At 64.2% G+C, this 13,339-nt stretch carries 11 protein-coding genes; 1 reads left to right on the top strand and 10 read right to left on the bottom strand.

Going from position 1 to position 13,339, the window contains the following annotated elements; all coding sequences use genetic code 11:
- Positions 1–99 precede the first annotated feature (99 nt).
- The gene (locus CAF78_RS28990) at positions 100–804 is read left to right on the top strand and encodes a methyl-accepting chemotaxis protein (protein WP_371856899.1); all 705 of its coding nucleotides are present in this window, start codon (positions 100–102) and stop codon (positions 802–804) included.
- Between the two features lie 110 nt (positions 805–914).
- Here the strand turns inward: CAF78_RS28990 and CAF78_RS06730 are convergent, their stop codons facing one another.
- From CAF78_RS06730 to CAF78_RS06775, 10 genes are all read right to left on the bottom strand, one after another.
- The gene (locus CAF78_RS06730) at positions 915–1,649 is read right to left on the bottom strand and encodes an amino acid ABC transporter ATP-binding protein (protein ID WP_085677999.1); all 735 of its coding nucleotides are present in this window, start codon (positions 1,647–1,649) and stop codon (positions 915–917) included.
- On the bottom strand, positions 1,642–2,604 hold the full coding sequence (locus tag CAF78_RS06735; protein ID WP_085677996.1) for an amino acid ABC transporter permease: 963 nt from the start codon (positions 2,602–2,604) through the stop codon (positions 1,642–1,644). Before CAF78_RS06735 ends, CAF78_RS06730 begins: the two co-directional genes overlap by 8 nt.
- Before the next feature lie 78 nt (positions 2,605–2,682).
- On the bottom strand, positions 2,683–3,480 hold the full coding sequence (locus CAF78_RS06740) for a transporter substrate-binding domain-containing protein (RefSeq protein ID WP_025752328.1): 798 nt from the start codon (positions 3,478–3,480) through the stop codon (positions 2,683–2,685).
- Positions 3,481–3,764: 284 nt separating this feature from the next.
- A complete protein-coding gene (gene mdoH / locus CAF78_RS06745) occupies positions 3,765–6,338 on the bottom strand; it encodes a glucans biosynthesis glucosyltransferase MdoH (RefSeq protein WP_085677995.1) in 2,574 nt (857 codons plus the stop codon).
- The gene (locus CAF78_RS06750) at positions 6,331–8,067 is read right to left on the bottom strand and encodes a glucan biosynthesis protein G (protein ID WP_218189740.1); all 1,737 of its coding nucleotides are present in this window, start codon (positions 8,065–8,067) and stop codon (positions 6,331–6,333) included. The genes mdoH and CAF78_RS06750 overlap by 8 nt, the downstream gene beginning before the upstream one ends.
- Positions 8,068–8,330: 263 nt before the next feature.
- Positions 8,331–8,768, bottom strand: a complete 438-nt coding sequence (dtd, locus tag CAF78_RS06755) for a D-aminoacyl-tRNA deacylase (RefSeq protein WP_085677993.1) — start codon at positions 8,766–8,768, stop codon at positions 8,331–8,333.
- Positions 8,765–9,736: a prolyl aminopeptidase gene (gene pip / locus CAF78_RS06760; RefSeq protein WP_060509781.1), complete on the bottom strand. Its 972-nt coding sequence runs from the start codon at positions 9,734–9,736 to the stop codon at positions 8,765–8,767. Before pip ends, dtd begins: the two co-directional genes overlap by 4 nt.
- A 105-nt stretch (positions 9,737–9,841) precedes the next feature.
- Positions 9,842–10,642, bottom strand: a complete 801-nt coding sequence (gene hutG, locus CAF78_RS06765) for an N-formylglutamate deformylase (protein ID WP_085677992.1) — start codon at positions 10,640–10,642, stop codon at positions 9,842–9,844.
- 10 nt (positions 10,643–10,652) lie between these two features.
- Entirely contained in the window at positions 10,653–11,858 is a 1,206-nt protein-coding gene (gene hutI / locus CAF78_RS06770) for an imidazolonepropionase (protein WP_085677991.1), read from the bottom strand.
- Between the two features lie 15 nt (positions 11,859–11,873).
- Complete coding sequence (locus CAF78_RS06775) at positions 11,874–13,265, bottom strand: amino acid permease (RefSeq protein ID WP_085677990.1); 1,392 nt, start codon at positions 13,263–13,265, stop codon at positions 11,874–11,876.
- Between the last annotated feature and the right edge of the window lie 74 nt (positions 13,266–13,339).

A 13,339-nucleotide genomic window follows, 5' to 3' on the forward strand; every position in this document is an offset into this window, starting at 1 on the left:
CAGGCCGCATCACAGCTGGCAGCCAGCAGCGAGGACACCAAGCTGCGCATCAACCAGCAGCGCGAGGAAACCGACCAGGTGGCCACTGCCATGAACCAGATGAGCGCCACGGTGCAAGAGGTTGCGCAGAATGCTGAACAAGCCTCTGTGGCGGCCACCAACGCCGACCAGCAAGCGCAACTGGGTGATCAGGTGGTGGCCGAAGCCATCGGCCGTATCGAACAGCTGGCGCGGCAGATGGACCATTGCCTGGCCGCCATGCAGCACCTGGCCGGCGAAAGCCTGCGCATCGGCAGCATTCTCGATGTCATCAAATCAGTGTCGGAGCAGACCAACCTGCTGGCCCTTAACGCGGCGATCGAGGCGGCACGTGCCGGTGAAGCCGGGCGCGGTTTTGCCGTGGTGGCCGATGAGGTGCGCGGGCTGGCACAACGCACCTCGACGGCGACCGAGGAGATTGGCCAACTGATCGACAGCCTGCACAACGGTACCGACGAAGTGAACCGCTTGCTGGACAACAGCAAGAACCTGACCGAGCAGAGTGTGGAGCTGAGCCGCAGGGCCGGGCATGCCTTGGCGCAGATCACCGACACGGTATCGATCATTCAGGGGATGAACCAGCAGATTGCCACGGCCAGCGAGCAACAGAGCGTGGTGGCCGAGCAGATCAACCGTAGCGTGATCAGTGTGCGGGATGTGTCGGACCAGACCAGTGCGGCCAGTGAGCAGACGGCGGCGTCGAGCGGGGAGCTGGAGCAGTTGGGGCGGCAATTGCGAGGGATGGTGGGGCGCTTCAGCCTTTGAGACCGAGTCGCCCTCTTCGCGGGCAAGCCCGCTCCCACAGGTCAATCACCAGCCTTGAGAGCGGTGCAGGACTTGTGGGAGCGGGCTTGCCCGCGAAGAGGACGGCGTGGTTACAGCACCTGGCGCAGGAAGGCCTGCGCGCGCGGGTCCTTGGGCGCTGCGAAGAACGCGGCCGGTGCCGAATCTTCCAGCAGTTTGCCGTGGTCGAAGAACAGCACGCGGTCTGCCACTTCGCGGGCAAAGCCCATTTCGTGGGTAACACAGACCATGGTCATGCCTTCCTGGGCCAGGGTCTTCATCACGTCCAGCACCTCGCCGACCATTTCCGGGTCGAGCGCCGAGGTCGGCTCGTCGAACAGCATCACCTTCGGGTCCATGGCCAGGGCGCGGGCGATCGCCACCCGCTGCTGCTGGCCGCCCGAGAGGCGCGACGGGTATTCGTTGGCCTTCTGCGCAATGCCCACCTTCTCCAGCAACGCCCGGGCCTTGGCTTCGCGCTCGGCCTTGTTGCGCTTGCGCACCACCTTCTGCGCCAGGCACAGGTTCTCCAGCACCGTCATGTGCGGGAACAGGTTGAAGTGCTGGAACACCATGCCGACTTCGCGGCGGTAGGCGTTGATGTCGGTCTTCGGGTCAGCCAGTTGCAGGCCGTCGATGGCCACATGACCTTCGTCGAAATGCTCCAGGCCATTGAGACAGCGCAGGAAGGTCGACTTGCCCGAACCCGACGGGCCGAGCACTACCACCACTTCGCCCTTGGCAACTTGCGTGGTGACGTTATCCACAGCCCGTACCACATGGCCACGGGTGTCGAAGACTTTCAGCAGGTCACGGACTTCAATCACTTTGTGCAAGCCTCCGCTCGAGCCGGCTGGCAATGTGCGACAGCGGCAGGTTGATCAGCAGGTACAGGCCTGCCACGCAGAACCAGATCTCGAAGGTCGAGAACGACGTGGTGATGGCCTCACGGCCGCTCTTGGTCAGTTCGGTAATGGCGATGACCGACACCAGCGAAGTGTCCTTGACCAGGCTGATGAACTGCCCGGCCAGCGGTGGCAGCACGCGCTTGAAGGCCTGTGGCAGGATCACGTGGCGCATCGACTGGCCGGCGTTCAGGCCCAGCGAGCGCGCCGCCTCGTTCTGCCCCTTGGCGATGGATTGCACGCCGGCCCGGACGATTTCCGCAACATAGGCGCCGGTGAACAGCGCCAGCGCCGCCACCCCGGCAAACTCGCGGGACAGGTTGAGCACGGTGCCGATGAAGAAGTAGAAGATGAAGATCTGCACCAGCAGCGGTGTACCGCGCACCAGCTCGACATAAACGGTCGACAGGTCACGCAGGGTCGGGTTGTTCGACAACCGGCACAGGCCAGCGAACAGGCCGATCACCAGGCCCAGCGCGCCGGACACCACCGAGATCCACAAGGTAGTCCACAGGCCCCAGGCCAGCGGGCCCGCGGCCCAGTGACGGGTCACGCCAATCTGGTCGCCTTCGGCAACATCGTCGCCGCGGCTCAGTTGCAGGCTGTCCTTGGCCACGTCGAGCACTTGCTGTTCGCCGTTCTCGTCCTTGAGCGTGACACGCGCGGTGTCACCGGAAACGACGATTTCCTGCACGGTGCCGTAACCGGCGGCGCGCTGAACTTCCTCGGCCTTGTAGGCGAAGTACTGCGGTACGCGGTTCCAGCGCCACTCGTAGGAAATCATCGAGGTGGCCATGTACAGGCTGAACGCCAGGCCCACCAGGACCAGGGCGGTCAACCCGTGCCAGGGCCACTGGGCTTTCTTGTGTTTGATCACGTGGGGTACTTCCGTAAATGCGAACGCGCAGGGTTTGCCTGCGCGTCGGGGTCAAAAGCCGGGCTTGTGGCCTGGGCCTTATTCCATTTCCTTCAGCCAGTCCTTGTTCTTGAACCACTTGTCGTGAATACGATCGTAGGTCCCGTCATGCTTGATCTGGTGCAGGAAGTTGTTGATGAAGTTGATGCTGTCGTAGTCGCCTTTCTTCAGGCCGAAGGCCAGCGGCTCGTAGGTGAAGGGTTCTTCGAGGAACAGCAGCTTGCCAGCACCGGCCTTCTCCACCGCCACCACGTTGTACGGCGCGTCGTAGACGAAGGCGTCAGCCTTGCCATTGACCACGTCCATCACCGCTTCCTGCTCGTTGTCGTAGCCGTGGTACTTGGCTTTGCCGATCAGCTTCTTGGAAACCATCTCGCCGGTGGTACCGAGCTTGGAAGTCAGGCGGTACTTCTCGTTGTTCAGGTCCTTGTACGACTTGATCTCGCCAGCCAGCTCCTTGCGGATCAGCAGGGTCTGGCCAACCACGATGAAGGGCTCGCTGAAGTTCAGGCGCAGGTTGCGTTCCTGGGTCAGGGTCATGCCGCTGCCGATCATGTCGAACTTGTCGGTCAGCAGGGCCGGGATGATACCGTCATACGCGGTGGAAACAGCCTCGAACTTGACGCCCATGGATTTGGCCATGGCTTTGAGGATATCGACCTCGAAACCGATGATCTCGCCGCGCTTGTTGGTCATCTGGAACGGCATGTAGGTTGGGTCCATGCCCACCCGCAGGGTGCCGCGCTTGACCGCGTCATCGATGGCGCCGGCCTGGGCCGCTGTTACGGCGACCAGGGCGGTGACACCGACCAGCAGTCGCGAAAGGTATTTCTTGATCATCACCACGTCCCCTAGCAAGTAAAGAAGCGAATCTTATTGTCTTGGCACGGCCGTGCCGGCCGATGCGGATTATCGGAGAGGGATGCTAACGCATGGCGGCGCTCGGACCTAGAGCCGGGGGGGACTTTGTTGGCCAAAATCGGCCTGGGCCCTAAAAAGCTTCGCGGGCACGTCGGATCGCCGCACCGCCGCTCCCACAGGTACTGCACAGCCTTTGAGGCATGCGCTGTACCTGTGGGAGCGGCGGTGCGGCGATCCGACGTGCCCGCGAAGAGGCCCTGTCAGGCGCCGACGAGTGCCGGCTGGCCTTCATTCTCCGGATGCAGTGGCAGCAGCGGCGAATGCGGGTCGTTCTTGATCGAAGCACGCCACACATCGATCCACGCCGCATTGTGCTCGGCCCAGACCTGCTCGTGCAGGCGGCTCAAGGCCACCGGGTCGCTGAGCAGGGCCAGGCGGGTATTGAGGTCCAGCCCTTTCGGCCCGACTTCGATCGCCTTGGCCACGCGCTCGGCACGCAGCGCCTCGATCGGCGCGGCCTGGCCGTGACGGGCAGTGGCCATGGCGCAGGCCAGGGCATTCTGCCGCGGGTCGACCACTGCACGCACGAAGCCGTCATGCAGGGCATGCCAGCGGTTCTCGTGGGTGTACTGGTCGGTCGCCAACAGCTCTTGCGGGGTGGCGTATTCCTCGGGGATGAGGAACAGCTTCTCGTCCTTGGCCGCCAGGCCCAGGCGCGTGCGGCTGGAAATCACCGAGACCGGGATCGACAGCACCAGCGAGCCAACGATCGGCGCCAGCCACCACAGGAACGCCGGGTTCAGCCATGCCACCAGCCCGGCCCAGGCGAAGCCCAGCAGGGTTTGTGGACCATGGCGGCGCACTGCTTCGCTCCACGGGGTGGAGTCGTCGTCACGCTGCGGCGAGTTCCAGGTCGCTGCCCAGCCGAGGAACGCGGCCAGCACGAAGCGGGTGTGGAAGATCATCCGTACCGGCGCCAGCAGCATGGAGAACAGCATCTCCATCAGCATCGACAGGGTGACCTTGATACGCCCGCCGAACTCGACGGCGCCTTTGGCCCAGATCAGGATGACACTGAGCAGCTTGGGCAGGAACAGCAGCACGATGGTGGTGGAGAACAGCGCCACGGCCTTCTCCGGGTGCCACTGCGGCCACAACGGGTAGAGCTGGTACGGCTCGATGAAGTACTGCGGCTCCATCAGCGTGTTGGTCGCCAGCAGTGCGGTCGACAGCACCAGGAACAGGAACCACAGCGGTGCCGACAGGTACGACATCACGCCGGTGAGGAACACCGCACGGTGCACCGGGTGCATGCCCTTGACCAGGAACAGGCGGAAGTTCATCAGGTTGCCGTGGCACCAGCGGCGGTCGCGCTTGAGCTCGTCGAGCAGGTTCGGCGGCAACTCTTCGTAGCTGCCCGGCAGGTCGTAGGCAATCCACACACCCCAGCCGGCGCGGCGCATCAGCGCGGCTTCGACGAAGTCGTGGGAGAGAATGGCCCCGGCGAACGCCCCCTTGCCCGGCAAAGGCGCCAGCGCGCAGTGCTCGATGAACGGCTTCATGCGGATGATCGCGTTGTGGCCCCAGTAGTGCGACTCGCCCAGCTGCCAGAAGTGCAGGCCGGCGGTGAACAGCGGGCCGTACACGCGGGTAGCGAACTGCTGCATGCGCGCATACAGGGTGTCCATGCCCGAGGCTTTCGGCCCGGTCTGGATGATGCCGGCGTCCGGGTTGGCCTCCATCAGGCGCACCAGGCTGCTCAGGCACTCGCCGCTCATGACGCTGTCGGCGTCGAGCACGACCATGTACTTGTACTCGCCACCCCAGCGGCGGCAGAAGTCGTCGAGGTTGCCGCTCTTGCGCTTCACGCGGCGGCGGCGACGGCGGTAGAAGATGCGGCCGAAGCCCTTGGTCTCGCGGCACACGTCCAGCCAGGCCTGTTGCTCGGCCACGGCGATGTCGGTGTCGTTGGTGTCGCTGAGCACGAAGAAGTCGAAGCGGTCGAGGTTGCCGCTGGCAGCCACCGACTCGAAGGTCGCCCTGAGGCCTGCGAACACACGCGGCACGTCTTCGTTGCAGATCGGCATCACCAGCGCGGTACGCGCCTCGGGCGCAATCGGCTCGTTGCCTGCACTGCTACCCGAAATCTTGTATTTGTCTCGCCCGGTGAGCAGCTCGAGGAAGCCCATCAGCGCGGTCCAGAAGCCCGCCGAGACCCAGCAGAAGAGGATGCCGAACAGCACCAGGATGGACGTCTGCAAGGCATACGGCCAGACCTGCACCACGGTGTCCCACAGCGGCTGCCTGATCACTTCGTCGAGGTCGACGAACGACCAGCCCTGGTACGGCAGGATGCCTTTCATGTAGAAGCCGGCGACGATGGTCTGGCCGATCATCAGGGCGAGCAGGATGTAGCGGCGGATCGAACCGACCGTGCGCCAGCGCGCTGCGGGCAGCTCGCGCTTGGGTGGCTGCGGCGCGTTGGTGCGGCCCGTCATGCGCCGCCACAGGCGGATCAGCACGTTGGTGCGCCATGGCTCGGGCACGACCTTGGTGCGCTTGATCGGCGGTGCGATCTTCAGGCACAGGCGGCCGCTGCCGTCGACACCGAGCATCTCGGCGTCTTCCAGTTCGGCGGCGCTGCCCACGGTCAGGCGCGGGCCGACCGAGGCCTGCACGGCCTCGGTGGCGTTGGCGGCCGGGTTGGCCGCCAGGCGTTGGTGCAGCTCACTGAACGAGGTGCAGCTGGCGAGTTCCGCGCGCTGCTCATCGCTCAGTGGGAGGTGGGCCAGGTATTCGCCAAGCGATTCTGGCCTTGCGCTTGAGTTACTCATCGGCAGGCAACTGATAGCTCCAGGTCTCGGTCAGCACTTTTTCAGTGGTGGCCGGGGTCCCGTTGGTGGGCGCCGCATCGGCGGCAGGTTGTTCGGCCTTGGCTGGTTCCGCCTTGGCGGTCTTCTCATGCTTGGCGTGCTTGGCCGCAGCCTTTTCCTGCTTGGCTTCAGCGGCAGGCTTGGCCGGTTCGACCGGTACGTCACGCACCAGCGCAGCGCGCATTTCGGTGGACTTGTTGGCTTCCTTGACCTTCAGCCGCAGGGTCAGGCGCCAGCCCTTGGTCTCCGGGTTATAGCGCAGGTTGTTCTCGACCACCTCGGCGTTGTCGCCAACGCTGATCTGGCTGCGCACCGGGGTGTCTTCCGGCAGGGCGGCAAGGGCCGGGCCGGCAAAGTCGACCAGGAAGGCGACGCTGCCGTCTGGCTGGCGGATCAGGTTGGACTGCTTGACGTCACCGGTGGAGCGCAGGGTCTGCTTGACCGAGCCCAGGTCAGGGGCCTGGAACTGCTGCTCGTCGATGGTCCAGTGCAGGCGGTAGGCGTATTCGAACGGCTTGCCTGGCTCAGGCAGCTTCTCCGGGCTCCAGAAGGCAACGATGTTGTCGTTGGTTTCGTCGGCGGTCGGGATTTCCACCAGGTCGACAGTACCCTTGCCCCAGTCACCTTTCGGCTCGATCCAGGCGCTCGGGCGCTTCTGGTAGTTGTCGTCGAGGTCTTCGAAGTCGCTGAAGGCGCGCTGACGCTGCATCAGGCCGAAACCACGCGGGTTCTCGACACTGAAGTTGCTCACGGCCAGGTGTTTCGGGTTGTTCAGCGGGCGCCACAGCCACTCGCCGTTACCGGCGTGGATCGACAGGCCTTCGGAGTCATGCAGGGCCGGGCGATAGTTCAGCACCTTGGACGGCTGGTTGGGGCCGAACAGGAACATGCTGGTCAGCGGGGCGATGCCCAGGCGGCTGACCTGATCACGCAGGAACACCCGCGACTGCACGTCGACCACGGTGTCGCTGCCCGGGCGCAGGATCAGCTTGTAGGCGCCGGTGGAGCGTGGCGAGTCCAGCAGGGCGTAGATCACCAGGTGCTTGTCGGCCGGCTTGGGTTTCTCGACCCAGAACTCGGTGAAGCGCGGGAACTCTTCGCCCGATGGCAGCGCGGTGTCGATCGCCAGGCCACGGGCCGACAGGCCGTACACATGGCCCTTGCCGACCACGCGGAAGTAGCTGGCCCCGAGCAGGGTCATGATTTCGTCCTGCTTGTCGGCCTTGTTGATCGGGTAAAGCACGCGGAAGCCGGCGTAACCGAGGTTCTTGACGGTGTCCGGGTCGTGGGGCACGTCACCGAACTCGAAGCGGCTCGGGTCGTACTTGATTTCCTCGACATTGGTGGCCGTGATCTCGTTGATCTTCACCGGGGTGTCGAAGTGCATGCCCTGGTGGTAGAAGGACAGCTTGAACGGGGTCTTGTCCTTGGCCCACTCGGCCTTTTCCTGCAGGAAATGGATCTTCTGGTAGTCCGCGAACTTCATGTCACGGAAGACAGCCGGCAGGTTGCTTTTTGGTGCTTCGTATTTCTGGCCGGCCAGATCCTTTGCCTTGGCTGCAACATCGTCAAGATTGAATGCCCACAGCTGGCCCGCGCTCATCAGGCCGACCAGTGCCACACTGGCCATCAGGGCCTTGCGCAGCCCGGTGCCGGGGATTCTAGATGCTTTTTGGGGACTAACAATCACGAGCAACCCTCGCCGAAAACAGATCATGAAACCAACGGCCAGCGACAAATGCCGGGTTGGCGAGCACTGTTCGGACCCCATGAGGGCGTAATGATTCCCCAAACAGGTCCAGACAATGCTCGAGTCAGAGTGAAACGAACCTGCGAACGCAGGCTCACGCAGCGCGCGATTATCCAGCAGGTCGCGTTACAACGCATCAGGCTGGACCAACTATTTATCGTACAAAACCCCTTGTTTTCCTATAAACAAAGGGTTTTTCGACCTCATATTTGTAACAAGAATGTCACAGGGCCATCATTGACCAGGTGCACCTGCATGTCTGCACCGAAGCGCCCGCTCGCCACATCGGCATGCTGGGCATGCGCCTTGTTCAAAAGATAGTCGAACAATTCGGCCCCGAGCGCCGGTGGCGCAGCCGTCGAGAAGCTCGGGCGCATGCCGCTGCGCGTATCGGCCGCCAGGGTGAACTGCGACACCAGCAGCAAGCCGCCTCCCACATCCTTGAGCGAAAGGTTCATCTTGCCCTGATCATCGCTGAACACGCGATAGTTCAGCAGCTTGTGCAACAGCTTGTCGGCATGTTCGCGCGTATCTTCAGGCTCGACGGCCACCAGCACCATCAACCCCTGGTCGATGGCCCCGACAATCTCCCCGCCGACTTCCACGCGTGCGCCGCGCACGCGCTGCAGCAAGCCCCTCATGCTTCTTCCAGCGGCAGGTCGAGCAGACGGCGGGCCATCTGGTCGGCCGCCCGCACCAGGGCATCGGTGATACCTGGCTCGGAGGCGGCATGGCCGGCGTCGCGAATCACCTTGAGTTCGCTGTTCGGCCAGGCCTGGTGCAGCGCCCAGGCGTTGTCCAGCGGGCAGATCACGTCGTAGCGGCCATGCACGATCACCGCCGGCAGGTGGGCGATCTTCGGCATGTCGCGAATCAGCTGGTCGGGCTCCAGGAACGCGTTGTTCATGAAGTAATGGCATTCGATGCGGGCGATCGACAGCGCGCGCTGCGGTTCGGAGAAGCGGTCGACCACCAGCGGGTTCGGGCGCAGCGTGGCGGTGCGGCCTTCCCAGGTGGACCAGGCCTTGGCCGCGTGCATCTGGGCAATCTGGTCGTTGCCGGTCAGGCGCTTGTGGAAGGCCTTGACCAGGTCACCCCGCTCTTCCGGCGGGATCGGCGCGATGTAGTCCTGCCAGTAGTCCGGGAACATGCGGCTGGCGCCTGCCTGGTAGAACCACTCGATTTCCTGCGGGCGGCACAGGAAGATGCCGCGCAGGATCAGCCCATGCACGCGCTCGGGGTGGGTCTGGGCATAGGCCAGGGCCAGGGTCGAGCCCCAGGAGCCGCCGAACAGCACCCATTTGTCGATGCCAAGGTGCTTGCGGATGCGCTCAAGGTCTTCGACCAGGTGCCAGGTGGTGTTGTTCTCCAGGCTCGCGTGCGGCGTGGAGCGGCCACAGCCGCGCTGGTCGAAGGTGATGATGCGGTACAGGTTGGGGTCGAAGTAGCAACGGCTCTGGGCATCACAGCCCGCGCCCGGGCCACCGTGGATGAACACCACAGGCAGACCTTCCGGCGAGCCGCTTTCATCGACATACAACACATGCGGCGCTTCCACGGCCAGATCATGCCGGGCGTAGGGTTTGATCTGCGGGTAGAGGGTCTGCATCGCGCACTCCGTGTGAGGTTTGGTTCGGCCGTGGGCCATCATAAACCTGAATTGCGCTTTGAGCATGCCCCCTGTGTCGATCGCAGCCCCTCTACCCTCCATCTACTACCGGTAACGCTCCGCGCCCCAGCTCAGGGTAGCCTCAAGCATGCGCTGCAAGACACGCTGAGTGGGTTGGGCCAGATCTTCGCGGTAAGCGAACGGTTCGACCTCTTCCATATAGGTGCTTTGCGCCAGCTCCAGTTGCACCGCATGGATATGGTTGGCCGGGTCGCCGTAGTGACGAGTGATGTGCCCGCCTTTGAAGCGCCCGTTGAGCACATGGCTGTAGCCTTTTGCCTGGCCACAGACCGCTTCCAGGCGCTCGGCCAGCTGCGGATCACAACTCGCACCATTGAAAGTGCCCAGGTTGAAGTCCGGCAGCTTGCCATCGAACAGGTGTGGGATCAGCGAGCGAATCGAGTGAGCATCCCACAGCAATGCATAACCATGGGCTTCACGCAGGCGCGCCAGCTCGCTCTGGATCGTGTTGTGATAAGGACGCCAGATCGACTCCAGGTAGGTCTTGCGCGCCTCGGCGGTCGGCTCCAGCCCTTCCTTGAACAACGGCTCGCCATCGAACAGCGTGGCCGGATACAGCCCGGTGGTGGCACCGGCATACAACGGCTTGTCGTCGTCCGGTCGGTTCAGGTCGATGACGAAACGCGAATACTCCGCCGCCACCACGCTGGCACCCAGCTCACGGGCGAAGTCATAGAGGCGCGGGATGTGCCAGTCGGTGTCGGGCAGGCTGCGCGCCTGCTCGACCAAACCCTTGTCCACGGCCGGGGTCAGCTTGAGGCCGGCATGGGGCATGCTGATCAGCAGCGGCAGGCGGCCTTGGTGAAAACTCAGTACCTTGTCCATCGTGCCTCGCTCAGTTGGAAATTTCGTGGCCCTTGCGCACCACGCGCTTGGGCAGGTCACCGCCCAGCCAGTAGGCCAGGTCGGCAGGGCGGGCGATCTGCCAGGCGACGAAATCGGCGACCTTGCCGACCTCAAGCGAGCCGTGGCTGTCACCCAGGCCGAGTGCCGTGGCCGCATGCAGCGTGACGCCGGCCAGGGCTTCTTCCGGGGTCATGCGGAACAGCGTGCAGCCCATGTTCAGCATCAGGCGCAGCGACAACCCAGGCGAGGTGCCCGGGTTGAGGTCGCTGGCCAGGGCAATCTTCACACCGTGGCGACGCAGGGCCTCCATCGGCGGCAGCTGGGTTTCGCGCAGGAAGTAGAAGGCGCCCGGCAGCAGCACGGCGACCGTGCCGGCGGCGGCCATGGCGATCGCGTCTTCCTCGGTCATGAACTCCAGGTGGTCGGCCGACAGCGCCTGGTAGCGCGCCGCCAGGCTGGAGCCGTGCAGCGAAGACAACTGCTCGGCATGCAGCTTCACCGGCAGGCCCAGTTCATGCGCCTTGATAAATACCTTTTCGACCTGTGCCGGGGAGAACGCCAGGTGTTCGCAGAAGGCATCCACCGCATCCACCAGGCCTTCGGCGGCCAACGCTGGCAGCATCTCGTCACAGATGTGCGCGATGTAGTCGTCTGCCCTGCCGGCATACTCCGGCGGCAAGGCATGGGCGGCCAGGCAGGTGGCGCGCACCGCCAGTGGCAACTCGTCGGCCAGGCGCCGGGCCACGCGCAGCATCTTGCGCTCGTTGGCCAGGTCCAGGCCGTAGCCGGACTTGACCTCGATCGTGGTCACGCCATCACGCATCAACGCCTGGACCCGCTGGTGAGCACTGGCGAACAGCTCATCCTCGCTGGCCGCGCGGGTGGCCCGCACGGTACTGGCGATACCACCGCCCTGGGCGGCGATCTCGGCATAGCTGACGCCCTGCAGGCGCTGTTCGAACTCGCCGCTGCGGTTACCGCCGAACACCGCATGGGTGTGGCAATCGATCAGCCCCGGGGTGACCCAGGCGCCGCCCAGGTCCACCGTGCGGTCAACTTCGAACGGCTGCAGCTCGGCGCGCGGGCCGATCCACTCGATGAGCCCGGCGCTGGTGACGATGGCCGCGTCCTCGATGATCGAGTAACGGCCCTCGGCCAGGGTTGCCGCGTGGCAGTGCTGCCAGAGGGTTCTCATGTGCAATCTCCTTGACTAGCGGTGCAGCTCGACCGGTGCGTGCTTGCCTGCGCGCGGCTTGCACCACAGCAGGTAGGACGCCACCAGGAACACCACCCAGACCACGCCGACCAGCAAGGCCGCCTGGGTATCCGGGAAGTAACCGAGCACACCGAAAATGAACACCATGAAGGCAATGGCCATGGCCGGGCCGTATGGCCAGAAAGGTACCGGGAACTGCAACTGGGCCACCTCTTCACGGCTCATGCTGCGGCGCATGGCCACCTGGGTGACCAGGATCATCAGCCACACCCACACAGTGGCGAAGGTGGCGATGGAGGCGATCAGCAGGAACACGTTCTCCGGGATCAGGTAGTTGAGCAGCACACCGACCAGCAGCGCCGCGCCCATCACCACCACGGTCATCCAGGGCACGCCGTGCTTCGACAACTGGCCAAAGCTGCGCGGCGCGTGGCCTTGCTGGGCCAGGCCGTACATCATGCGGCCAGCGCCGAAGATGTCGCTGTTGATCGCCGAGATCGCGGCCGAGATCACCACGATGTTCAGCACGGCCGCGGCCGAGCCGATGCCCAGGTGGCTGAAGATCTGCACGAACGGGCTGCCTTCGCTGCCGATCTGCGGCCAGGGGTACAGGCACATCAGCACGAACAGGGTCAGCACGTAGAACAGCAGGATGCGCAGCGGTACGGCGTTGATCGCCTTGGGGATGACGCGCTGCGGGTCCTTGGCTTCACCGGCGGTGACGCCGATGATCTCGATGCCGCCGAAGGCGAACATCACCACGGCGAACGACGCGATCAGGCCGCCGATGCCATTGGGCATGAAGCCGCCATGTGCGATCAGGTTGCTGATGCCCACGGCATGTTCGCCACTCACCTGGCTGAAGCCGAAGGCCATGATGCCGAGGCCGGCCAGGATCATCGCCACGATGGCGCCGACCTTGAGCAGCGACAGCCAGAATTCCATTTCGCCGAACACCTTGACGTTGCACAGGTTGAGGCCGCCAATCACGAAGACGATGCCCAGCACCCAGATCCAGCGGGCCACTTCGGGGAACCAGAAGCCCATGTAGATACCGAAGGCGGTGATGTCGGCGATGGCGACGATGACCATCTCGAAGGCGTAGGTCCAGCCGAGGATGAAGCCGGCCATGGGGCCGAGGTAGGTGGTGGCATAGTGGCCGAAGGAGCCGGCCACCGGGTTGTGCACGGCCATTTCGCCGAGGGCGCGCATGACCATGAATACGGCGGCGCCGCCAATCAGGTAGGCCAGCAGCACGGCCGGGCCGGCCATCTGGATGGCCGAGGCGGAGCCGTAGAACAGGCCGGTGCCGATGGCGGAACCAAGGGCCATGAAACGGATGTGGCGGGCCGTTAGCCCGCGTTTGAGACCTTGAGCTTGTTGCATGTCACGTCCTTAAATTGTTTTTGTGGTCGTGAGATCGATGGGGGCTGCTGTGCAGCCCATTCGCGGGCAAGCCC

This window comes from Pseudomonas sp. R28(2017) (genome assembly GCF_002112505.1).
In the GTDB taxonomy this organism is placed as follows: domain Bacteria; phylum Pseudomonadota; class Gammaproteobacteria; order Pseudomonadales; family Pseudomonadaceae; genus Aquipseudomonas.